This window comes from Nocardia sputorum (genome assembly GCF_027924405.1).
Taxonomy (GTDB): Bacteria; Actinomycetota; Actinomycetes; order Mycobacteriales; family Mycobacteriaceae; genus Nocardia; species Nocardia sputorum.
In genome coordinates, this window is sequence record NZ_AP026978.1 from 6650981 (window position 1) to 6672994 (window position 22014).

General features: G+C 68.0%; 21 protein-coding genes and 1 tRNA gene. 10 read left to right on the forward strand and 12 right to left on the reverse strand.

Translation table 11 applies throughout. The annotated features are described in order from the left end of the window. Nucleotides 1-26: 26 nt before the first annotated feature. From QMG86_RS30000 to QMG86_RS30010, 3 genes are all read right to left on the reverse strand, one after another. Nucleotides 27-1175, reverse strand: coding sequence for an acyl-CoA dehydrogenase family protein (locus QMG86_RS30000; protein ID WP_281876167.1), 1149 nt, complete (start codon nucleotides 1173-1175; stop codon nucleotides 27-29). After that, a complete protein-coding gene (locus QMG86_RS30005) occupies nucleotides 1175-2404 on the reverse strand; it encodes an acyl-CoA dehydrogenase family protein (protein WP_281876169.1) in 1230 nt (409 codons plus the stop codon). Before QMG86_RS30005 ends, QMG86_RS30000 begins: the two co-directional genes overlap by 1 nt. A gap of 284 nt (nucleotides 2405-2688) precedes the next feature. Beyond that, complete coding sequence (locus QMG86_RS30010; RefSeq protein ID WP_281876171.1) at nucleotides 2689-3225, reverse strand: YdcF family protein; 537 nt, start codon at nucleotides 3223-3225, stop codon at nucleotides 2689-2691. 134 nt (nucleotides 3226-3359) lie between these two features. Here QMG86_RS30010 and QMG86_RS30015 point away from each other — a divergent pair, with 134 nt between their 5' ends. Further along, complete coding sequence (locus tag QMG86_RS30015) at nucleotides 3360-4682, forward strand: UDP-glucose dehydrogenase family protein (protein WP_281876172.1); 1323 nt, start codon at nucleotides 3360-3362, stop codon at nucleotides 4680-4682. A gap of 151 nt (nucleotides 4683-4833) precedes the next feature. Further along, entirely contained in the window at nucleotides 4834-6141 is a 1308-nt protein-coding gene (locus QMG86_RS30020; protein ID WP_281876173.1) for a DUF7159 family protein, read from the forward strand. A 409-nt stretch (nucleotides 6142-6550) separates the two neighbouring features. Here the strand turns inward: QMG86_RS30020 and QMG86_RS30025 are convergent, their stop codons facing one another. The 3 genes from QMG86_RS30025 to QMG86_RS30035 all read right to left on the reverse strand — a co-directional run bounded on the left by QMG86_RS30025 (nucleotide 6551) and on the right by QMG86_RS30035 (nucleotide 10912). Beyond that, complete coding sequence (locus QMG86_RS30025) at nucleotides 6551-7828, reverse strand: YibE/F family protein (RefSeq protein ID WP_281876175.1); 1278 nt, start codon at nucleotides 7826-7828, stop codon at nucleotides 6551-6553. A gap of 392 nt (nucleotides 7829-8220) precedes the next feature. Next, on the reverse strand, nucleotides 8221-9474 hold the full coding sequence (locus QMG86_RS30030; protein ID WP_281876177.1) for a pyridoxal phosphate-dependent aminotransferase: 1254 nt from the start codon (nucleotides 9472-9474) through the stop codon (nucleotides 8221-8223). Between the two features lie 100 nt (nucleotides 9475-9574). Further along, nucleotides 9575-10912 carry a helix-turn-helix domain-containing protein gene (locus QMG86_RS30035; RefSeq protein WP_281876179.1) on the reverse strand — a complete coding sequence of 446 codons (1338 nt, stop codon included), beginning with the start codon at nucleotides 10910-10912 and terminating at the stop codon, nucleotides 9575-9577. 230 nt (nucleotides 10913-11142) lie between these two features. On the opposite strand from QMG86_RS30035, the gene QMG86_RS30040 reads away from it, so the two are divergent. Further along, on the forward strand, nucleotides 11143-11592 hold the full coding sequence (locus tag QMG86_RS30040) for a hypothetical protein (RefSeq protein ID WP_281876180.1): 450 nt from the start codon (nucleotides 11143-11145) through the stop codon (nucleotides 11590-11592). A 74-nt stretch (nucleotides 11593-11666) separates the two neighbouring features. Here the strand turns inward: QMG86_RS30040 and dcd are convergent, their stop codons facing one another. Further along, on the reverse strand, nucleotides 11667-12266 hold the full coding sequence (gene dcd, locus QMG86_RS30045; protein WP_281876181.1) for a dCTP deaminase: 600 nt from the start codon (nucleotides 12264-12266) through the stop codon (nucleotides 11667-11669). A gap of 112 nt (nucleotides 12267-12378) precedes the next feature. On the opposite strand from dcd, the gene QMG86_RS30050 reads away from it, so the two are divergent. The 5 genes from QMG86_RS30050 to QMG86_RS30070 all read left to right on the forward strand — a co-directional run bounded on the left by QMG86_RS30050 (nucleotide 12379) and on the right by QMG86_RS30070 (nucleotide 16239). Then, the gene (locus tag QMG86_RS30050) at nucleotides 12379-13152 is read left to right on the forward strand and encodes an SDR family NAD(P)-dependent oxidoreductase (RefSeq protein WP_281876183.1); all 774 of its coding nucleotides are present in this window, start codon (nucleotides 12379-12381) and stop codon (nucleotides 13150-13152) included. Between the two features lie 324 nt (nucleotides 13153-13476). Continuing rightward, on the forward strand, nucleotides 13477-14184 hold the full coding sequence (locus QMG86_RS30055) for a phosphatase PAP2 family protein (protein ID WP_281876184.1): 708 nt from the start codon (nucleotides 13477-13479) through the stop codon (nucleotides 14182-14184). A 61-nt stretch (nucleotides 14185-14245) separates the two neighbouring features. Continuing rightward, nucleotides 14246-14319, forward strand: a tRNA-Gly gene (locus QMG86_RS30060). Nucleotides 14320-14540: 221 nt separating this feature from the next. Beyond that, nucleotides 14541-15242: a 2'-5' RNA ligase family protein gene (locus QMG86_RS30065; RefSeq protein ID WP_281876185.1), complete on the forward strand. Its 702-nt coding sequence runs from the start codon at nucleotides 14541-14543 to the stop codon at nucleotides 15240-15242. A 613-nt stretch (nucleotides 15243-15855) separates the two neighbouring features. Next, complete coding sequence (locus QMG86_RS30070) at nucleotides 15856-16239, forward strand: DoxX family protein (RefSeq protein ID WP_281876186.1); 384 nt, start codon at nucleotides 15856-15858, stop codon at nucleotides 16237-16239. 165 nt (nucleotides 16240-16404) lie between these two features. Here the strand turns inward: QMG86_RS30070 and QMG86_RS30075 are convergent, their stop codons facing one another. Next, nucleotides 16405-17514 carry a methyltransferase gene (locus tag QMG86_RS30075; RefSeq protein WP_281876188.1) on the reverse strand — a complete coding sequence of 370 codons (1110 nt, stop codon included), beginning with the start codon at nucleotides 17512-17514 and terminating at the stop codon, nucleotides 16405-16407. A 342-nt stretch (nucleotides 17515-17856) separates the two neighbouring features. On the opposite strand from QMG86_RS30075, the gene QMG86_RS30080 reads away from it, so the two are divergent. Together QMG86_RS30080 and QMG86_RS30085 are read left to right on the forward strand one after the other, a co-directional pair. Then, complete coding sequence (locus QMG86_RS30080) at nucleotides 17857-18123, forward strand: toxin HicA (RefSeq protein WP_281876189.1); 267 nt, start codon at nucleotides 17857-17859, stop codon at nucleotides 18121-18123. Next, nucleotides 18123-18473, forward strand: a complete 351-nt coding sequence (locus QMG86_RS30085; protein ID WP_281876190.1) for a type II toxin-antitoxin system HicB family antitoxin — start codon at nucleotides 18123-18125, stop codon at nucleotides 18471-18473. Before QMG86_RS30080 ends, QMG86_RS30085 begins: the two co-directional genes overlap by 1 nt. A gap of 86 nt (nucleotides 18474-18559) precedes the next feature. Here QMG86_RS30085 and QMG86_RS30090 read toward each other — a convergent pair whose 3' ends face one another. From QMG86_RS30090 to sfnG, 4 genes are read right to left on the reverse strand one after another with little or no spacing between them, the layout of a single operon-like run. Beyond that, nucleotides 18560-19075 carry a flavin reductase family protein gene (locus QMG86_RS30090; RefSeq protein ID WP_281876193.1) on the reverse strand — a complete coding sequence of 172 codons (516 nt, stop codon included), beginning with the start codon at nucleotides 19073-19075 and terminating at the stop codon, nucleotides 18560-18562. Then, complete coding sequence (locus QMG86_RS30095; RefSeq protein ID WP_281876195.1) at nucleotides 19068-19583, reverse strand: NADPH-dependent FMN reductase; 516 nt, start codon at nucleotides 19581-19583, stop codon at nucleotides 19068-19070. Before QMG86_RS30095 ends, QMG86_RS30090 begins: the two co-directional genes overlap by 8 nt. An 11-nt stretch (nucleotides 19584-19594) precedes the next feature. Further along, complete coding sequence (locus QMG86_RS30100; RefSeq protein ID WP_281876196.1) at nucleotides 19595-20812, reverse strand: SfnB family sulfur acquisition oxidoreductase; 1218 nt, start codon at nucleotides 20810-20812, stop codon at nucleotides 19595-19597. After that, nucleotides 20812-21927, reverse strand: coding sequence for a dimethylsulfone monooxygenase SfnG (gene sfnG, locus QMG86_RS30105; RefSeq protein ID WP_281876197.1), 1116 nt, complete (start codon nucleotides 21925-21927; stop codon nucleotides 20812-20814). Before sfnG ends, QMG86_RS30100 begins: the two co-directional genes overlap by 1 nt. Between the last annotated feature and the right edge of the window lie 87 nt (nucleotides 21928-22014).

Sequence of the window (22014 nt, forward strand, 5' to 3'; positions counted from 1 at the left end):
AGTACCCCGCGCGCGTCGTCGCGCGATTACGGCCTGGTCAGCGCCGCATAGCGAGCGAGATGTTCATCGGTGGAGCCGAATTCGTGTTCGACCACGGTGAGCCGCTTGAAGTAGTGGCCGATGGCCAGTTCCTCGGTCATGCCCATCGCGCCGTGCAGTTGCACGGCATTCTGTCCGATGAACCGGGCCGCCCTGGCCACGGTGACCTTCGCCGCCGAGACGGCGCGGGCGCGGTCCGCGGCGGGGGCGCGCAGCGAGTGGATGGCGAGATGGACCGCCGCGATGGCCTGTTCGAGCTCGATGTACATATCGACCATGCGGTGCTGTAGCGCCTGGAAGCTGCCGATCGGCTGACCGAACTGCTCGCGCTGCTTGGCGTAGTCGATGGTGTCGGCGAGCACTTTGCGCATGCAGCCGACCGCCTCGGCGCAGATCGCCGCGGTCGCCTCCGCGATGGTCGGCTCGATGACGGTCCAGCCGTCCGACTCAGCGCCGAGCAGGGCGTCGGTGGGCAGCCGCAGGCCGGTGAACACCAGGTCGGCGGCGGTGCGGTCGTCGATGGTGCGGTAGGTGTGCACCTCGACGCCTGGAGGCGGATCACCCGCGTCGAATTCGAGCCGGAACAACGAGATCCCCGCCTTGTCGCGCCGCTCGCCGGACGTGCGTGCGGTGATCAGCAGGTCGGTGGCCAGCGGGGCGCCGGTCACCACGATTTTCGCGCCGTCGAGGACCCAGGCGTCGCCGTCACGGCGGGCGGTGGTCGTCACGTCGTACAGGGCATGCCCCGAAGTCGGTTCCAGCGCGGCGAACGCGACGCGCGCGTCACCGGACACGATCCGGCGCAGCACGGCGTCGGCCTGTTCGCCGCCGGAACGGTCGAGCAATCCGGCGCCGATCACCACCGTGTCCACGAACGGCTCGACCACCAGGGCGCGGCCGAGTTCCTCGGCGATCACCATGAGCTCGACGGGCCCGCCGCCCGTGCCGTCCACCCGCTCGGGCAGGGTCGCGCCGAGAATGCCCAGCTCGTCGGCGAAGCCGCGCCAGACGGCGGGCTGCCAGCCGACCTCCGATTTCGCCGCGATGCGGCTCTTCTCCAGGTCGTAGCGGGCGCCGAGGTAGCCGGCGATCGCGGAGCGGAGCATTTCCTGCTCGTCGGTAAGCGTGAAGTCCATCAGAGCCCCAATGCTGCTTTGGCGAGGATGTTTCGCTGAATTTCGTTGCTGCCCGCGTAGATCGAGCCCGCTCGGTCGTTGAAGTACTTCAGCGGCGCGACGGCCTGCCAGTCCGCGCCACTGTGGTAGCCGTCGGCGGGCGGCGTGAACTGGGCGATCGGGCCGCCAGGCTTGGTGGCGTGCGGCTGGTACACGCGACCACGCGGCCCGGCGGCCTCCAGCGCCAGTTCGGTGAGCTTCTGGCTGAGTTCGGTGCCGAGAATCTTGAGTATGGAGGACGCCGGGCCCGGGCTCTTGCCCTGCGCCATCGCGGAGATGGTGCGGTATTCCAGGATCTCCAGCACCTCGGTGCGGATGCGCAGGTCCGCCAGCTTCGCCGCGAACGCGCGGTCATCGATCAGCGGGTTGCCGTCCGGGCCGGGCTGCTGCGCCGCGTTGGCGGCGATGTCCTCGGCCATGACCTGCAGCCACGGCGCCGCCGCTCCGCCGCGCTCGTGCACCAGCAGGTATTTCGCGACGGTCCACCCGTCGTCGATCCGGCCGAGCACATTGCTCTTGGGCACCCGCACGTTGTCGAAGAAGACCTGGTTCTGCACCTGCTCACCGGAGGTCATCACCAGCGGCCGGACCTCGATGCCCGGCGCGGTCATGTCGATCAGCAGGAACGTGATGCCCTGCTGCTTCTTCCCGGTGCGCGAGGTGCGCACGAGGCAGAAGATCCAGTTCGCCTCGGTGGCGTGGGTGGTCCAGATCTTGCTGCCGGTGCACACGAAATCCTCGCCGTCGTCGACGGCGGCCATGGACAGCGCCGCCAGGTCCGATCCGGCCTCGGGCTCGGAGTATCCCTGGCAGAAGAAGACTTCGCCGGTGAGGATGCGCGGCAGGTAGAACGCCTTCTGCTCCTCGGTGCCGAACGCGATGATCGCGGGCGCCACCATCCTGATGCCCATCGGCGAGAGCGCCGGCGCGCCGGCCAGCGCGGATTCCCGCTGGTAGATGTAGTGCTGGGTCAGGCTCCAGTCGCATCCGCCGTGCTCCACCGGCCAGGCGGGCGCCGCCCAGCCGCGCTCGTGCAGGATCCGCTGCCATTCCATGCTCGCCTCGTGGTCGGGATACACGCTTGTCGCCGAGCGCCCGGCCCGCCGCAATTCCGGCGTCAGCTTCGCGTCGAGGAATGCGCGCACCTCGTCGCGAAACGCCAGATCCTCCGCTGACCAGTCGTAATCCATCTGCCCTCCCGGAGGGGTGTGCACCGTTGCTTCCATGGCGGCCGTCCCGCCATCACGCGACAGAATGTACGGGTACTTCTTTCACAGAGTCAAAGTGAAGTCATCCGCCCGCACATTGTCTACCAGGTATGACCGACCCAGCTGGGCAGCAGGGCCCATATCACGGCCCCGGCCACCGGGTCACTTCTGCCGAGCTGCCGCCACCGGAGTGGTCAGCAGGAACTGGTTCGCCGATCTCGTTCGCGCGGGCGTGCCGATATACCTCCCGAAGACCTGCGGGCGGTTCAGCAGTCCTCGAAGATGGCCTTCGAGTAGCCCACGGATTGGTAGGCGTAGTCGTAGGCCCAGCGGGGGATGGAGAGGTCTGGTTCGGGGTCGACGAAGAGAAGTTCTCCGTTCCAGCACTTCTGCAAGATGTAGCGGGCTCGGGAGATGTGCGGAGTGAAGGTGACGACGATGACGCGCCGCCAATTGTGGGCGCGGGCCAGTCGGGCGAGTTCGCGGCCCTCGCCGCGGGTGGTGCGTGGAGACGGGTCGAAGCACAGGACCTCGAAGCTGTAGCCGCCGTGGCAGATACGGTTCAGCATCGCACTGTTCGCATAGGGATCGGAGAACACCACACGAGGCGCGTACCCCTCGCGCGCCAAGCGCAGACCCAGTTGCTCGCGGCCGTCGTGCGCCCCGCCCAGGACGAGAACGGCGTCCGCCGGCGCGGGCGGGTCGGTTCGCGGGCGCACATAGACCGGCCACAGCGCGACCGTCGCGACGACCACCGCCACGCCGGCGCCGAGCCCGCTCCACACCCACCGACGACGTCGCACCACGTCGATGCTAGCGACCGTCAGGCCAGGTCACGGCACCGCGATCACCGATGTCGCCGCATGTACATCTGCTGTTGCCCGGACCCTTGCCTCGCTGACGTGGCGTGGCCACCGGAGGGGCTTACCAATCGATCATGCGATGCACAGTCTTCGGAACCGGGTATCTCGGGGCCACGCACGCGGCGTGCATGGCCGAACTCGGGCACGACGTCATCGGAGTGGACGTGGACCCGGGCAAGGTCGCGAAGCTGTCCGACGGAGTTGTGCCGTTCTACGAACCGGGCCTGGAGGGTGTGCTGCGTCGCAACCTCGACGCGGGCCGCTTGCGGTTCACCACCTCCTACGCCGAGGCGGCCGCGCACGCGGAGGTGCATTTCCTCGGCGTGGGCACCCCGCAGAAGAAGGGCGAGTACGCCGCCGACCTGAAATACGTGCACGCGGTGGTGGATACGCTCGCTCCACTGCTGCAACGTCCCTCGGTGATCATCGGCAAGTCGACCGTCCCGGTCGGCACGGCCGCCGCGCTCGGAGCCCGCGCTCGCGGCCTGAGTTCCACCGACGTCGAGGTGGCGTGGAACCCGGAATTCCTGCGGGAGGGGTTCGCGGTCAAGGACACCTTGCGCCCGGACCGGCTGGTCCTCGGCGTCGACCCGGAGCGAGCCGCCGCCGGATGGGTCGAGGATCTGGTGCGCGAGATCTACGCCGATCTCCTCGCCGCCGAGGTCCCGTTCCTGCTGACCGACCTGGCCACAGCCGAATTGGTGAAAGTCTCCGCCAACGCCTTTCTGGCCACGAAGATCTCGTTCATCAACGCGGTGTCGGAGGTGTGCGAGGCGACCGGCGCCGACGTGACCATGCTGGCCGACGCGCTCGGCTACGACGCGCGCATCGGCCGCCGATTCCTGAACGCGGGCCTGGGTTTCGGCGGCGGGTGTCTGCCGAAGGACATCCGCGCGTTCATGGCCCGCTCCGGCGAACTCGGCGCCGACCACGCCGTCGCCTTCCTACGCGAGGTGGACAACATCAACATGCGCCGCCGGACGAAGGTGGTCGACATGGCCGCCCGCGCCTGCGGCGGCTCACTGCTGGGAGCGAACGTCGCGGTGCTCGGCGCGGCGTTCAAACCGGAGTCCGACGACGTCCGCGACTCGCCGGCGTTGAACGTGGCCGGCATGATCCAGCTGCACGGGGCCGTGGTGACCGTCTATGACCCCAAGGCCCTGGAGAACTCGCGCCGAGTGTTCCCCACCCTGAATTACGCGACTTCCGTCGCCGAGGCGTGCGAGCGTGCCGACGTGGTGCTCGTGCTCACCGAGTGGGACGAATTCACCGCCCTGCGGCCGCAGGACCTGGACGGTGTGGTGCGGGCCCGCTCGATCATCGACGGCCGCAACTGTCTCAATCGTGCCACCTGGAGAGCAGCCGGATGGGTGTACGCGGGACTCGGCACACCGTAGAGTTGCGGGGCGAGGCGGGCTACTGCCAGACAGACGACCAGTCCTGCCTTAAGCACAGCTGATCGCCGGCGGTAGGGTCCGTCCAGCGGGTCTCCGCCGACGGACGGCGCAGGCTCGCATGTCGTGAAGTGTGAAACGAGATGGGCAGCTGATGAGTTCGGTACTGGGAGTTTCGGTGGGGGCCGGCGCTGTCCGTATGGCGCGGCCGCACGCCGGTAACCCCCACGGGCATGTCTCGCCGCATTCCTTCGATCTGCAGACCATCCCGGTCCTGGACCAAAGCGTGGAAGAGCTGGCGGCCGAGGCCATCGGGGTCACCCTGGAAGCCACGCCGGGAATCGGCGCCACAGCGATCGCCTACCGCAGTGAGCAGCACGCCCGCGCTATCCGCGCCGCCATGGCGCGCCAGCAGCTCACCAATTACGAACTCGTGCCGGAGATCGCGGCGGCACTCGAATTCGCGCAGGCCACCGGCGATATCCGGGGCATCTCCTCGCTGGTCGTCTACGACCTGGGCAGCTCGGGCCTGACGGTGAGCGTGGTCGACACCCAGACGCGCGAGGTGCGGCACAGCGAGCGCACCAGCGACATCAGCGGCGACTATCTCGACTCGCTGATCCGAGAGCAGCAGATCGCCTCGGGACGTATCGCGCATCCGCCGAACGCCGCGGGCCTGGCCGCGCTGGACGCGCTGTGCCGGGAGGCGAAGGAGCAGCTGACCAGCAATACCGCGGTGGCGCTGCCCAGCGAGCAGGGCTTGGTCCTGCTCGCGCAGGAGAATTTCGAATCGCTGATCATGCTGGCCATCGAATCGTCGGCGCGGATGGCGCGCGACGTGATCGTGCGCTCCGACCGCCCGGTGCACGGCGTACTGGCCATCGGCGGTTGCGCGCGGATCCCGCTGGTGGCCAAGGTGCTCGAACGCTGGATGGGCGTGCCCGTCATCGTGCCGGACAGTCCGGAGACCGTGATGGCACGCGGCGCCGCGCTGCTGGCCAGACCGGTTCGCAAGGAGACGCCCGCCGCGACCGCGGCGCTGGACGACGAGCTGTCGCCCGCCTGGTTGTCGGCCCCGGCCCAGCGTGGCAAACGCGAGATCAGCGGCGCCGTGTTGACGGTGAGCGCGCTGGCCGTCGTCGCCGCGATCGGGCTCGGCCTCGGCTACGGACCTCAGGTACTGGAACGGGATTCGCACACCAGCGAGGGCTCGCCGTCGCTGTCCCCGACCACCGCACCGCGCACGACCAGTTTGGATCCGCAGATCGCGGTCGCGCCGGGTACCACGGAATCGCCCGCGCACGAATCGGTCGCCGCGCCGCCGCCGAACCGGCGGCAGACCACCAGCGAGGCGGCGCCGACGCCCGGCCCGAACACCATTGTGGTGCCGGGCCTACCGCCGATCGTGGTCCCCACGATCCCGCCTGAGGTCTTCCCCTTCCCCCCGCCGCCACCACGCTGAGCCCGGCGACAGCACCGCACAACTCCCGGCGTTCCCGAAGCATCGGGCTCCACGCGCGTAGCCCTCGCTCAACGCGCCTTGGCGCCGCGCGAGACCGGGTAGCTCAGGGCGAACGCGCCGAGGGGCTCCGCGCGAGCGCGGAGCCGACCACGCCGCACAACTCGTGACGAGACGGCAGGCCGAACCGCGCGGGCGGGTCCACGCGAGCGCGAGCAAGCGCAGTTCCAGACTTGATGTGCCGGGCTTCATACGAACGAAGTGGCGCCACATACCGTCAGCCGCTGACATAGCCTGCCTGCACACGACCTAAGGCATGCGATTCAAGCCTGACCTGCCAGGATCCACGCCGGGTGGCCAGGGCGAACGCCGACGCTGACCTGGCCGGGGCCGCGCGGTAGTCGGGTGCAGCTCAGACCCTGGCGTGCCGGGCTCGGCGCGGCGGCGGGGGCGGGCTGGGTTCCTTGGTCGTGAAGGGCCGGGCCAGCAGCACCGCGATGCCGGTGGTCAACGGCACCGAGAGGGCCAGCGCGATCCCGCCGACCGACGAGCGCGCGATCTCGATGGCCACCGCGTCACCGGTCAGCACGTCGCGGATGGACCGTCCCGCCACGCTGAACAGCAGCAGCAGCGGCAGCGCTCCACCGGCGTAGGCCAACACCAGGGTGTAGACGGTACTGGCGATGTGGTCGCGCCCCACACGCATGGCAGCGGCGAAAACCTCGCGGCGCGAGGCCGATTCGTCGAGGGCGGCCAGCTCGAACGCGGCCGACGCCTGGGTGATCGTGACGTCGTTGAGCACACCCAGCGAACCGATGATGAACCCGGCCAGCAGCAGGCCGGTGATGCTGACGTGCTCGAGGTAGGTCGCGACGTTCGTGTTCTGTTCCTCCGAAAGCCCGGTGAGATCGGTGATCTCGATCGTGAGCCAGGACAGCGCGGCGGCCAGCAGCATCGAGGTCAGCGTGCCGAGCAGCGCCGAACTGGTGCGCAGGTTCACCCCGTGCGCCAGATACAGCACCGCGTAGAGGATCAGCGAGCCCGCGACCAGGGCGACCGGGATGGCCGGTTTGCCGTCCAGCAGCGCGGGCAGCAGGAACAACACGAGGACCGCGAAGGCGAACACCAGGCCCAGCAGCGCGCGGACGCCGCGCCAGCGCGCCACCGCGATGATCACCACCACGAAAGCCACGACGATCAGCGTGAGCGGCAGCCCGCGCGAGTAGTCCTCGAACGAGTACAGCGGCGTCCCGCTCGGATCGGTCTGGCGGACCAGGCGGAGTTCGTCACCGGCGTGCAGGTCGGGCTGCCCTGGCCCGGGGGCGATCTCCAGCAATGTGCGGTTGCCCTTGTGCGGCCCGGATTCGATCGCGATCAGGCTGCGCTGACAGGTGTAGGCGGTGCTGCGTGGCGGCTCGGGTTGGTCGACGAATACCTTGCCCAGCGATGGGCTGCCGCACGGTCCGACGTCCTGCAGCACCACGGTGCCCGCTTCGGTCTGCACCGCGCCGCCGCCCGCGTTCTGCATCGGCAGCGGGATGTCGATGTGCTGCTTGCTGGGCCACAGCGCGATCGCGCCGATGACGACGCCGACCCCGATCACGGTGAGTAGCCCGATGACCACGCGCGCCGCGGTCGCGCCGATCGCGATCGGTCCCGAATGATCGTGGTGATGGTGGTGGTCGCTCACCGCGCTCCTACCTGTCAGATGTGGTTCTGCCCGGAGCGAGCCTAAAGGATTTCATTTTCAAGACCGGCGGCGGCGGTTGCCGAACACTGCGAATACACGGTCAGAGCGATCCGATCGCAAAAGAAATGGGATTAGAGGGGGCGGCGGAGAGCAGGGGGATGTCTCCGCCGCCCGCAGGGCAGGCGGCCCAGGGGGGTAGGCGGCCTAACCCGAGGCCGGATATGCCCAGGGGGGGTAGGCAATCCGACCGGGCACCTGAGTGCCGAGGACCACTGTACACAAAAGTACTTCTTTTGCGCTAGCTAGTCGCCAAACCCGACAGATATCCGTAGTTCAGGTTTGTTTCCAGGCCGGAAGCGGGGCGATTATATTGTCCACCGCCATCCTTCCCACTATTGGCGATAGCTGGCGAGGAAGTTGCCGAAGCGTTCGATCGCGACCGCGAGATCCCGGGCCCACGGCAGCGTGACGATCCGGAGATGGTCGTGGTGCGGCCAGTTGAAGCCGGTGCCCTGCACCATGAGGATCTTCTCCTGCAGCAGCAGATCCAGGATCAGCTTCGAGTCGTCGTAGATCTCGTACACGTTCGGATCCAGCTTCGGGAACGCGTACAGCGCGCCCTTCGGCTTCACACACGACACTCCGGGAATCGTGTTCAACCGCTCCCAGGCGACGTCGCGTTGTTCGAGCAACCTGCCGCCGGGCAGAATCAGATCCTCGATGCTCTGATGACCGCCGAGGGCGACCTGAATCGCGTGCTGCGCGGGCACGTTCGGGCACAACCGCGAGGAAGCGAGCAGGTCGATGCCCTCCAGGAACCCGGCCGCGTGCTCCTTCGGGCCGGTGATCGCCAGCCAGCCCGAGCGATACCCGGCCACCCGGTAGGCCTTGGACAACCCGTTGAAGGTCAGGCACAGCAGGTCGGGCGCCACGGTGGCCAGCGAGATGTGCTTGGCGTCGTCGTAGAGGATCTTGTCGTAGATCTCGTCGGCGAGCAGCAACAGCTGATGCTTGCGCGCGAGGTCGGCGATCTGCTGGAGCACTTCGGCGGAGTACACCGCGCCGGTGGGGTTGTTCGGGTTGATCACCAGCAGCGCTTTGGTCTTGTCGGTGATCTTCGATTCGATGTCGGCGATATCGGGCTGCCAGCCGTTGGCCTCGTCACAGAGATAGTGCACGGGAGTGCCGCCGGCCAGGCTGGTCATGGCGGTCCACAGCGGGTAGTCCGGGGCCGGGATCAGCACTTCGTCGCCGTTGTCCAGCAGGGCCTGCATGGTGATGGTGATCAGCTCGGAGACGCCGTTGCCGAGGTAGACGCCGTCCACGTCGAGTTCGGGGAATCCGGGCACGAGCTCGTAGCGGGTCACGATCGCGCGCCGTGCCGAGAGGATGCCCTTGGATTCGGAGTAGCCCTGGGCGTACGGCAGCGCCGCGATGATGTCGCGCATGATCACGTCCGGGGCCTCGAACCCGAACGGGGCGGGGTTGCCGATATTGAGCTTGAGGATGCGGTGACCCTCCGCCTCCAGCCGTGCCGCGTGCGCGTGTACCGGTCCACGGATCTCGTAGACGACGTTCTGCAGCTTCGTGGACTGCTCCAGAACACGCGGGGGGCGGTGCGGATGATGAGGACTCACCCGTCCCATGGTGCCATCCGTCGCAACTGGATAAACCGCCTGTCCGCACCCGTCCGGGGCCTTCCCGCCCGCGACGGCGGCCACGTCCCGGCCGGATGTGACGCGTCACTCAGTGAGCCGTGCCCGGCGGGATGCTCTTGGCCGCGGTGGAACCGCAGAATTCCTCGATCCGCTCGTCCAGCCGGCGCGCCTCGACCGCGTCGCGGAAGGCCGAAGCCGCGATCCGCCTGCGCACACCGGTCAGCCGCTCCTCCAGTTGCGCGATGCGCTTGTCCTCGTCGAGCCCGAGCACCGGTTGCAGCGCCTCGGACGCGCCGTCCAGGCTGCCGTTGATCAGGTGGGCGACCGCGCAATCGACCCTGGCCAGGGCCTCCGCGCCATAGGAGCGCTGTTCGGAGGGCCCGTTGGAGTACAACTCGATGGCCCGCTGCGTGGCCCCGAGCGCGGGCTCCGCCCGACCGAGGTGGATGTAGGTGGCCCCGGCGTAGTAGTTGGCCTTGGCGTCGTTGAAGCCGAAGACGCCGCCCACTTCGTCGTGCAGCGTGTCGGTCGCGGCGATCTCGCGGGCGTCGTCGGCCGCCCGCACACAGCGATCGGTGTCCGCGCCGCTGCCCAGCGCCGACCAGATGCGCGCCTCGATGTTGAGCAGGCGCACCTGCGCGGTCGCGGACTCGGCGAACTCCTGCCCGCTCTGGGCCAACTGGACCGCCCGGCGGGGGCGCTGCGACCAATACTCGATCAGCGCGTGCATGCCGCGCGTCCAGGCGCGAAGGCCGTTGTGCCCGCACAGTTCCGCGTAGGCCCAGGCGGCTCGGACCTGCTCGCCCGCCGCGTCGTAGTAGCCCAGATCGGTGCTGGCGTTGGCGAGCAGGCCCGAGAGCGTGCCCGCCAAGAGATACAGATGCCCCGTGTCGGCGGGCCGCTGATGGCCTTCCAGCAACCGATACACCCGGCGGCGCACCCGCACCATTTCCACCATCATCGGCACCGGCGGAATACGCACGTAATCGTTCGCGATGCGCACGACATCCGCGTCGAGCTGTTCCAAAGTGCTCGCACCGACATTGGTGCTCTCGGCCTTGCCGGCGTGCTCGCTGGCCTCGTGGGCAGCCGCCATGATCAGATCCCTCTCCGAAATCGCTGCTAACGCAACACCTCTCATCGCACCGGCGTCTATGAGAGCCAAAAGGTCGGCGTCGCTCGAATAATGAACGCGGGCCGAGGCGTCGGCGCGCGCGTCGAATCCCGGCGGGACGGCTCGATCGCTCGAGGGCTGATCGATCAAGGCCGCGAACCGGGCCCGCACCACGTCGTCGGACCTGGCCAGTGAGGTGTCCAGCGCGGCCTGGTTGATCGGTCGTGGATGAACCCGGACGCCCCCGGCTTCCCACTTCGACACCAAGCGTTCGTGCACACCCAAATGGGCCGCGAATTCCCTGATGCTCATCCGCTTGGCATCGCGAAGGGCGCGGGCCTCTTTGCCTGACCAATGCCTGACCACGGTGCCATCCCTTCCGAACGAACCCCTTCCAGAGTACGAGCGGTTTGTGAGCAGGGCCACAGGTGAAATGTGGTCCGTATCAAAGGCAGCGGAAGGGCAGCGGAAAGCGGGCACGCGGGCGATACCGAATCACGGGGCGAGCCGGGACCATTGAGTCGGAAGGCAAGGAGTTCGCCGTGAATGTCGAGAAACTCAGAACCGTGGACGATTGGGTGGCGTTCTATCGGCACGAGTTCGGACTGCCGGTCACCGAGCGTGGCGGTTTCGCCATGCTGCCGGTCACCGGCCGCGTTTGCGTCGTCCACCTGCCTACCGCGCGTGCCGAAATGGTGCGCGCCGCACTGGAACAGCAGGGAACGAGGGGTCCCATGTTGGCCAGGCAGATCCGATGGAGTTTCCTCGCCGAGCCCGACAGTCGACCGGGACCACAGGTGCTCGAGGCACTCAATCGGCTGGATATCGGCCTGCCCGCCGTCGGCAGCGCCGTGATGTTGCCGACCGGCCTCGGTCGCTGGACCCGGGAAGGGTGCTTCTGGGTCAGCCCGCCGAGCCGCGGTGACACGCTTCCGCCGCTGTCCGTCATCCTCACTACGGCGCTCGCGGTGGGAGCGGGCGGCGGGGACTGATCACCTCCGCGGTCAGATCCCCGCTGCCGTCCGCCGGGTCCGCTTCTCCAGTCGACGAAGCGGACCCGGCGACGTCAGCGTGATTCGGCGGCGTCGATCGCGGCGGCCGGAATCGGGAAGTTGAGGTAGGACCGCGACGGAGTCGGTCCGCGCTGGCCCTGGTACTTGGAGCCCGCCACGGCGCTGCCGTAGGGGTGCTCGGCCGGGCTGGTCAGCCTGAGCAGGCACAACTGGCCGATCTTCATGCCGGGCCACAGCGTGATCGGCAGATTGGCCACGTTCGAGAGCTCGAGCGTGATGTGCCCGCTGAAGCCGGGATCGATGAAGCCCGCCGTCGAGTGGGTCAGCAGACCTAACCGGCCCAGGCTGGACTTGCCCTCCAACCGTCCGGCCAGGTCGTCCGGCAAGGTGCACACTTCGAGGGTGGAGCCCAGCACGAACTCGCCGGGGTGCAGGACGAACGGCTCGCCTTCGGCCGGCTCGACCACGCTGGTGAGTTCGTCCTGCCGCTGCGCGGGATCGATGTGGGTGTAGCGGGTGTTGTTGAACACCCGGAACATCCGGTCCAGGCGCACATCGATGCTCGACGGCTGAATGAGGTTCTCCAGCAGCGGCTCGACCCCGAGACGCCCAGCGGCGATCTCCGCGCGGATGTCACGATCGGAAAGCAGCACGCGACGAGCGTAGCGCCTGCTCGCCCGGACTCCTCCGCCGCACAGTGATATGGAGAGAGCGATATCCTCGCATTCATTCGGGCGGCGCCGCCCGCGATCGAAGGGATACACCATGACCGAGGGCTCGCTGTTCGACCTCACCGGCCACGTCGCCGTCGTCACCGGAGGCAACTCCGGCATCGGTCTCGGATTCGCCCGTGGGCTCGCGAAGGCCGGGGCCGATGTCTGCGTCGTCGGCCGCAACAGCGAACGCAACGAGGCCGCCGCCATCGAATTGCGCGAGTTCGGCGGGCGCGTACTGGCGCTGAGCTGCGATGTCGGCGAGGAGCAGCAGGTGATCGACACCATGGACCGTGCGGCCGCCGAACTCGGCCGCATCGACTCCTGCTTCGTGAACGCCGGTGTCAGTCAGGGTTTCATCCCGTTCGTGGAGACCGATCTCGCGGAATTCCGCCGAGTCACCTCCCTCAACCTCGACGCCGCGTTCGTGACCCTGCGCGAAGCGGCCAAGGTGATGCTCGCCCAAGGCGAGGGCGGCAGCCTGGTCGCCACCGCCAGCCTCGCCGCGCACCAGGGCGTTCCGCGCGGGCAGTCCTACGCGGCCAGCAAGGCGGGGCTGATCGCCATGGTCAACTCGATCGCGGTGGAGCTGGCCAAGCACGGCATCCGCGCGAACTCGGTGCTGCCCGGCTGGGTCGAGACGCCGATGACCGAAGGGGCCTTCGCCTGGGACCGTTTCCGCGAACGCGTCCACCCGAGGATCCCGGTTCGCCGCTGGGGCCTGCCGAGCGATTTCGAATCCGTCGCCGTCTACCTCGCCAGCCCCACCAGCGCCTACCACACCGGCGACACACTCTTGATCGACGGCGGTTACAGCAAGTTCTGAGTCGGCGGCGGCCGCTGCTCGGACCCGGCGCTGCCGCGGCGGCGGCCCGGCAGACGCTCGACACGACCAGCTGGACGCAGCGGGCCGTCGAGCACTGCTCGCCCACAACGGCACAAAGGCGGCATGGACGCCACTGCCGTGACCCGCGTGCGGCACGACCGCCTCATCGCGCATCGCTGCCGTCCGGCGACGCCGGTCCATCGACGCACGCCTAGACCGATGGCTCCGAGCTTGCCGACGATGGTCGAGTCGTCGGCGTGGTGTCGTCCCAGCTGGGAACGGCTCGGGTTACCTTCCAGCGTCGGAGATGGCAACGTGGAATGGGTGACCTCCCCTCGCATTCGCAACGCTCTCGGGGTGCTCACCGCATTGCTGGTGGTGTGCGCCGCAGCTCTCACCGCAGGAGTCGTCGGGGATCGCGGCCCCGGCGGAGTCGATCGCGGCATCGCCGACTGGGCCGTCGCGCACCGTATCGACGCGCTGACACCGACCGCGGTGGTGATCAGCGTCCTGGGCGGAACGCTCGCCATGACCGCCCTGGCCACCGCGACCTGCCTGGTGCTGACCTGGCGGCGGCGCTGGACATCGGCGGCGCTCGTCGCGATCACCGGGCTCGGCGGCGGCTTACTCGTTCGCGGCGGCAAGCGCCTGACCGATCGGGACCGCCCGCCCGTCGAGGACCACCTGATCAGCGTCTCCAACCAGGCGTATCCCTCCGGGCACAGCATGGGCTCGTTCGTCGTGGTCGGCATAGTCCTGGTGGTCGCGCTGCCCAGCGTGCACGGCCCCGCCCTCCGCGCCTGCACCGCCATCGCCGCCGCGCTGTTCGTCCTCGCGGTCGGCTTGTCCCGTATCTACCTCGGCGTCCACTGGACCACCGACGTCCTCGGCGGTTGGTGCTTCGGCGCGCTGTGGCTCATCCTCTGTTTGACGGTGTATCGGTACTTGATACCCGTCGGCCGGGGCGCGGCAACGTCTCGCGACGACCTTTCCAGCACGGGGCCTGGCAGAGCCGGGGCTTCGTCTACCTAGCTGTACTTTTCCCACCCCGCGCGCGGCTTCTGCTACAGTCTCGGTTGGCACATCTGCCTCTGCCGATGTAGTTCAATGGTAGAACTTCTGCTTCCCAAGCAGACAGCGCGGGTTCGATTCCCGTCATCGGCTCCACCGAAGGCCCTGGATCGGCACCCGCCGCCCCAGGGCCTTTCTGCTGCCCGGCCAAACCGCCCGGCTGCACTCGCCATCGAGTGGCACATGGTTGAGGCGATCCCGAGCAGACCTCTCCGTGATGTGCCACTCGACGCGGCGGCACGCGATCAGTCGGTCCGGGCCAGGGAGGTGTGGATTCATTGCCGGACAGGTAGGTCGCACGTCCGTACACTCACCGCGTGGTTCCTACCAAGCGCCCATTCCCGTTGCTGCGGCCGGCATCGACGTCCGATGCGGCGGCCATTCGGTCCAACGACTGGGTTGCGTTCCGGCAACTCGGGAACCTGCACGACCACTGGACCTTGAAGTCATGGGCGCCCGGTCAGTCCGGTTACTACTGGTATCTCACTTTCGATGATCCCGCGCTGACCGATCTCGCCGAGCGGTGTCAGAAGACTCTCGCCGATGATGGGATCGACCTGGTGCCCCTCGACGCTCTGCACATGACACTCCTGAGTGTCGGCAAGGTCGGCGAAGTGTCCGATGAACAGCTCGCGGGTATCGCGGATGCCGCACGTGCTCGGCTGGCTGATATCGCACCGTTCGAGGTCGAGGTCGGGCCGCTGACCGGATCCGCTAGTGCGCTGCGGTTCTCGGTCGCCCCGTGGCACAACCTGCTGGGCTTGCACCACGCGCTTCGTACGGCGACCGCCGCACACCGGCCGACAAGTCGCCTCCCCGAGACGACCGACTTCCGGCCGCATGTCGGGATCGGCTACCTCAACCGACCCCGGGCCTCCGCGGCGCTGATCGCCGACGTGGCCGCGCTGCGGGATCTGCCACCGGTCACCGTGCGCGTCAGCGAGGTCGACCTCGTCGAGCTGCGCCGCGACGGCCGCCGGTATCGCTGGACCGACCGCGCCGTGCTCACGCTCGCCTGAAAGCGGCTACCCCTCCGGCGCGGAGAACTCCCGCGCGGAGGACGACCACTCCCGCAACGAACCGAGGTATTCGTCCGAACCACGAGCGCGGATCGCCAGCACTGGACCTGTATGAAGGGGATGCCGAGTGAACGGGTGGGTCACTTTCGGGATCGGCCTCGGCGCCGCACTCCTGGTGATGGTCCCAGCAGTCGCGGCCTCGTTGTGGTGGCAGGTTCCCCCCGACCACGAAGCCATTCGTGCCGCCGAACAGCGCACGGGCGAGAGACCACGGGCCGCGGGTCGCTCGCGCGATATCCAGGCCGTGCAAGAGGCGCACCTGACAATGCAGCGGCATCGGAACTGCGATATCGCCGTGTGCCACCGAAAGCAGGTTGCCTGGCACACCCTCATCGCGGCAGGGAGGAGCCGGCCGGACGCCTCACGGCATAGGTAGGCAGCCCACCAGTCGAGTGGCACATGGGCGAGGCGAATCCGAGTAGACCTCTCCGTTATGTGCCACTCGACGAGGTTGCCCACCTTCGCCTGGCGAGTGATCTAGGTCACTGGGTTGTCACAGTGTTCGTTCGCGCGGTGTCTGGATGCCGACACGTTAGAGACGGAGGAGATTCCGATGAACATCGCGCTGTGGATCGCTACGGCACTGTTGGCCGCGCTCGCCCTTTTCGGCGGTATCACCAAGGCATTCGTTCCCCGGGAAAAGCTTGCCGCGTCGCCTGGCGGGGAATGGACCGCGGCCGCGGGCGACGGGTTCGTCAAGGGCCTGGGGGTTCTACAGATCCTGGCGGCGGCCGGTCTGATCCTGCCCGCCGTGCTCGACATCGCCCCGGTGATGGTGCCGGTCACGGCCGTCTGCTGGGTGGGGCTCATGGTCGGCGCGATGATCACGCACGGCCGGCTCGGGGAGTACAAGTTCGTGGTGCTGAACTCGGTGTATCTCGCGGTGGCGGTATTCATCGCGTGGGGCCGTTTCGTCCTCGAACCTTTCACGAGCTGACGGCTCGGACCGAGCGCAGCCGACTCCCGAGGAGAAGGCCGACCATGCGACCGACATTTTCGTCGCCACCACGACCTGCTGTTCCTCGAGCCCCCCGCACTGAGCACATCATCGAGTGGCACATGGGCGAGGCGAATCGCGAGTAGTCCTCTCCGCCATGTGCGCTCAACGAGGGGTCAGGCGGTAGAGGGAGGTGGTCTCGCGGGTACGGGCGTTGTGGAGGGGTGAGGTTGGGTTGTGGGCTCGGTGGTGGGTGGGGTGGGTCGAAAGTCGGCCGGTGATGTGGAGCCCTGCGGCGGTGATGCGGGCGAGTATGTCGCCGTGGGGGCGCAGGCCCAGGTGTTCGGGCAGGTCGGAGAGGATCAGCCAGCCTTCGCCGCCCGGGCGCAAGTGGGCGGGCAGGCCGGAGAGGAAGGCGTGCAGCATGGACGAGTTCTCGTCGTAGACGCCGCTTTCGAGCGCCGAGGTAGGCGTGCCGGGGAGCCAGGGCGGATTGCACACCACGAGGTCGGCCTCGCCGTCCGGGAAGAGAGCCGGCCCTCGCACGGCGACAGATGACAGGCCCAGCCGATCGAGGTTGGCGCGGGCACAGGTCAGCGCGCGAGGATTGTTGTCCGTGGCGGTGATTCGCCGGAATCCACGGCGGCCCAGGATCGCGGCGAGCACGCCGGTGCCCGTGCCGAGATCGAAGGCTGTCTCCGCTCGTGCGGGTAGCGGCGCGGACGCGACCAGATCGACGTACTCGCCGCGGACCGGGGAGAACACGCCGTAGTGCGGATGGATGCGCTCCCCGAGTGCGGGCACGTACACGCCTTTCTCCCGCCATTGCGCCGCACCCAGCACGCCGAGCAACTCGGTGAGCGCGACCACCATGCGCCCGCGCGGCGCGCCGTACGCCCCGGTGCACGCGCGCCGCACATCGGGAGCGCGACGCAACGCCAGCGAATAGTCGTCTTCCAGCAACACGAGCAACTTGCCGAGCAGTTCCGCGCGCCGACGACGCGACGCGCGATACCGCCGGAACGCTTCGGCCGGATCGTCACCCAGCGGAGCCTTCCGCTCGACCCGCCGTCCCATCGCTCGCAGCAGCTGCCGCGCATTGTGGAAATCCCCGCGCCACAGCAGGCCGGTTCCTGCTCGCGCCGATCGACAAGCCGCGTCAGCGGTCGTCGAGTCGCTCACCACCACGATGGAATAGGGTGGCAGCGTGCCATTTTCGGAATGCCAGCGGGCTGTCCGGCAGGTCTTGTCCTCGGTCCAGGAAACGGTGGACACCGCGTACTCCTCGTGATCGAACGTGCAAAGGGCACGACGAGCACTTCGACGCGGGGTCGCGAAAGACCTGTGCGGCCAGCGCACAGGAGTCAGTAGGTCGTCTCTACGCCCGCGCCGAAGTGCGCGGGAAATCACCGAGAACCATCCCGAGTGTCATGGCCGGACCTTTCCGTAGGAGACATCCGAGTCTCCCACAGCGCTGCCCGGTAAGCCGAACCCTCGGGCAGGCACCGCTGAGGCCCGTTTCGGCGCGCAAGCGGCAAAGTGGCCCATCGGCTGCGGCAGGACCGGTCACAATGCCACTCTTGCACAAATCGGTACTACAGGTAGTACCATTGGTCAGTGGGTAAGCGTGAGAAGCTCCTGGCGAAGATGCGGGAATCACAAACCAACGTGAGCTACCAGGATCTCTACAACGTCTGCTGCGATCACTTCGGGCTCCCACGCCAAGAAGGCAGCAGCCATGCCGTCTTCAAGATGCCTTGGGCAGGTGACCCACGTGTAAATATCCAAAAGGGACGGGACGGGAATGCCAAGTCCTACCAAGTCAGGCAAGTGCTCGCAGCGATAGACAAGCTGCTCGAGATAGAAGCAAAGGAGGATGCCTGATGTCCGACCTGCACCACCTACCGGACTATACGCACTACGCGTACCGCGTCCTCTGGTCGTCCGAAGACCAGGAGTACGTCGGTCTGTGCGCGGAGTTTCCCTCGCTCTCGTGGCTGGCTCCGACGCAGGACGAGGCTCTCCGGGGCATCGGCGAACTCGTCCGCGACACCATCAAGGACATGGCGGTCAACAACGAAGTCGTGCCGCGCCCACTCTCGGAGCGCAGCTACAGCGGGAAGTTCATGGTGCGTATTTCCACTGAGCTGCACGCCAGGCTGGTACGGGAAGCCACCGAGATGAACGTTTCACTCAATCAGCTGGTCAACCAGCGGCTCGCGTCGCGCGGTTAGTCCCGGTCAGGCGAGGGGCCGGCGCCGAAGTACCCGACCCCTGCACGACCGGGCGAACCGCACCGCGTTCTGGCGGCTGAACCCCGTCAGGCCGCCCCGTTCGCCGGTTCGGCATGCAACCGGCGGAACTTGCTGCCGTGGAAGACGAGTGGGTCCACGTCGGTGCGGGTGGCGATGCGGTGGATGCGGAGGATGACGACGGCGTGGTCGCCCGCGGGGACATGGGCCTCTTGGACGCCCTCGATCCAGGCGGACGCCCCGTCGATGAACACGGCGTCGCCGGAACCTCGGTGCAGTTGGATGTCGCGGAAGCGGTCGCCGTCGCGGGCGCCGAGGGAGCGCGCGGCGGCCTGCTGGTCGGTGCCGAGCAGGCTGAGACCGAGGTGGCTCGCGGCGGCGAGCTTGGGCCAGGTGGCCGAGGAGTTCTGCACACAGAACGAGACCAGCGGCGGATCCAGCGAGACGGGAACGAACGTGCTCACCGCGAGACCGTGCGGGACGCCGTCGATCTCGGCGCACACCGCGACCACGCCGCTGGGGAAGTTGGCGAACGCGCGACGCAGACCGGCTCCGTCGGCGGGGAATTCGAACAGGTCATGCATGATTCGCAGCCTTCGAGCTGTGGGCCAGTGCCTGGGCGACCGAACGCCACCGACCACTGTACCGGTCGATGACGCCGTCCTCGGTGAATGTGCGATCGGACAGGTAGAGCCCGGGCAACGCGGCGGTGGCCCCGATTTCGACGAGCACGGGCTTCAACAACAGATCCGGCGCCAGCGCGTGCGCCGGTCCGGCGCCGAGCATCATCGGGACCGCGAGCACGCCTTCCAGGCCGGTCCCCCCTTCGAACTGTTCGAGGAACAGCTTCAGCAACCCGGTGTAGGTGGCCTTGAAGGTGGGGCTGGCGAAGACGACGAGTTCGGATCCGGCCACGGCGCGCACCGCATCGGCCACGGCCGGGTCACCCCAGCTGAGCAGGGCGGGACCGAACTCGACCAGATCGATCACGGTGGGCTCCACCTCCGGCCGCAGTCCCCGCGCCACCAAGGTGGCCGCGGTGAGCGTGCGTGAGGCGGGCTTCGGATTTCCGACGACGACAGTGACTGTCATTTCGTCTCCTTTCAGATCACCCCGTGGAGCGGAGGCGCGGCGTCGTGCAGCAAGGCCCGGCCGATGTGCTGGTACTTCCAGCGCACCGGATCGTGCAAAGTGTGCGTGCGCGCGTTGCGCCAGAAGTGGTGCAGATTGAGATCCGCTGCCGCGCTGCGCGTTCCGGCCACCTCGAACAGTGCGGCGGACACGTCGTTGGCGGCGCGGTCGGCGAGGACCTTGGCGGTCGCGACGGCCAGCGACGCCTGGGCGACGTTCGCGGCGCTCTGGTCGATCCTGATGGCCGCGTCCAACGTCCATCCGGCCGACGAGAGCGTGGCCTCCGCGGCGGTCACCGCGACGGACAGTTCACCGAAGCGCTGGATCAACAACGGGTCGTCGACCGCGTTCGCCACTCCCGCCTCGAACCACGGACGACTCTTCGTACGCACGAATTCCGTTGCCGCGGTGAGGGCTCCCCGGGCGATGCCGGTGTCGATGGCGGCGTGCAGCAACTGCGCGAAAGCGCCGTAGCCGGTGGGCGCGCGCACCGCGCCGGAGCGGGGAATCACCTGGTCACGCTCGACGAGCACCTCGTCGAAGGACACCGTTCCGCTGCCGGTGGTGCGCTGCCCCAGCCCGTTCCAGTCGTCCACGACCTGCACGCCGGGAGTGTTCGCGGGCAGGTAGGCGATGTACTCCCCGGGCTCGAGGCCGCTGCGTCCCTCGGGATCGTCCAGCCGGGTCAGCACCGCGAACAGGTCGGCGAACAGCGACCCGGTGCAGTAGTACTTCACGCCGTCCACCCGGAATCGGTCGCCGACCGGCCGCAACGTGGTCGAGATATCGGCGACGGTCGCGCCGCCCCGCTCGGATTGCGCGTTGGCGATGCGCCCACCGTCGAGCACCCGTCCGAAATACCGCTTCTGCTGCTGTGCCGTACCCGCAAGCCGCAGCAGGTTCACGTAGACGAAGTGGCTGTGCGGGATCTGCGCGATATTGGGGTCGGCCGTGGCCAGAATCCGCGTTACTTCCGCGACCACGCTCGGCGGCAGGTCCGCGCCGCCGTAGGCCGCCGGGACGGTGACCGCGAGCAAACCGCTGGCCGCCAGCCGCTCGACCTCCGGGAACGGCAGCACACGATCCCGGTCACGCTCCGCGGCCCCCGACGCGAAGTCGGCCGCGAGCCGCTGCGCGACCGCGAACGCCTGTGCCGCCGACAGGATGCGATCGGCGGCGACCGCGGTCATCAGTTCACCGCCGCGACGGGCCGCTGCGCGGCTTCCAGCTCGCGTACCAGCGGGAGCACCTTCGCGCCGAAGTACTCGATCTCCTCCTGGAAGTGCAGGAAGCCGCCGAGGATCAGGTCGACGCCGAGCTGCTTGTAGGCGACGATCCGCTCGGCCACCTGCTCCGGCGTGCCGATCAGCTGGGTGCGGAAACCGTCGTTGTACTGCACCAGGTCTTCGAAGGTGGAGTCGGCCCACATGCCCTTGCGGTCCTGGGTGGACGCGCCCGCCTGCTGCACCGCGTCGCGGAAACCCTCCACCGCGGGCTTGTTCGCCTTCGCGATGATCTCGCGCAGGGTGTCGCGGGCTTCCTTCTCGGTGTCGCGGGCGATGATGAAGCCATTGAGCCCGAATTTCACCTCGCGGTCGTGGGCGCGGGCGACGGCGCGCAGGTCGTCCAGCTGTTCGGTGACGCCGTCGAAGTCCTTGCCGTTGGAGAAGTACCAGTCGGCGTAGCGGCCGCCGTTGCGCCGGGCTGCGGTCGAGTTGCCGCCTTGGAAGAGTTCGGGATTCGGCCGCTCGGGGCTGTTCAGCGGCTTCGGCTTCAAGGTGAAGTCCCGGATGCGGTAGAAATCGCCGCCGTAGTTCACGTTGTCCTCGGTCCAGATCTTGCGGATCACCTCGAGGAATTCCGCGCTGCGGCGGTAGCGCTCGTCGTGCTCGAGCCAAGGCTCGCCGAGCGCGGTGAATTCGCCGGCGAACCAGCCGGACACGACGTTGATGGCGAACCGGCCATTGGACAGGTGGTCGGCGGTGGCACCGAACTTCGCCAGCACCGCAGGGTGCCACAGCCCGGGATGCACCGCCGCGATGACCTTCAACCGTTCGGTCGCGCCGAGCAGCGCGAGGCTGAACGAGGTCGATTCGTGCTGGTACTCGGCGCCGTAGGAGGCGGTGTAGCGCACCTGGGACAGCGCGTAGTCGAAGCCGTTGTTCTCCGCGGTCTGCGCGAGCTTCTTGTTGTACTCGAAATCCCAGCCGGTGCGCTGTTCGATGTCGCTGGTGACCAGTCCCCCGCTGACGTTGGGCACCCAGTAGGCGAATCGGATCTGCTCGGCGATCTGCTCCGTGGTCATAGCTGCTCCATGGTTTCCGGGGGTAGCCGTCGGATCGGAGGCCGGACGCCACGCGTGCGTCCGGCGCTCCTTCCACTCCAGCACCGG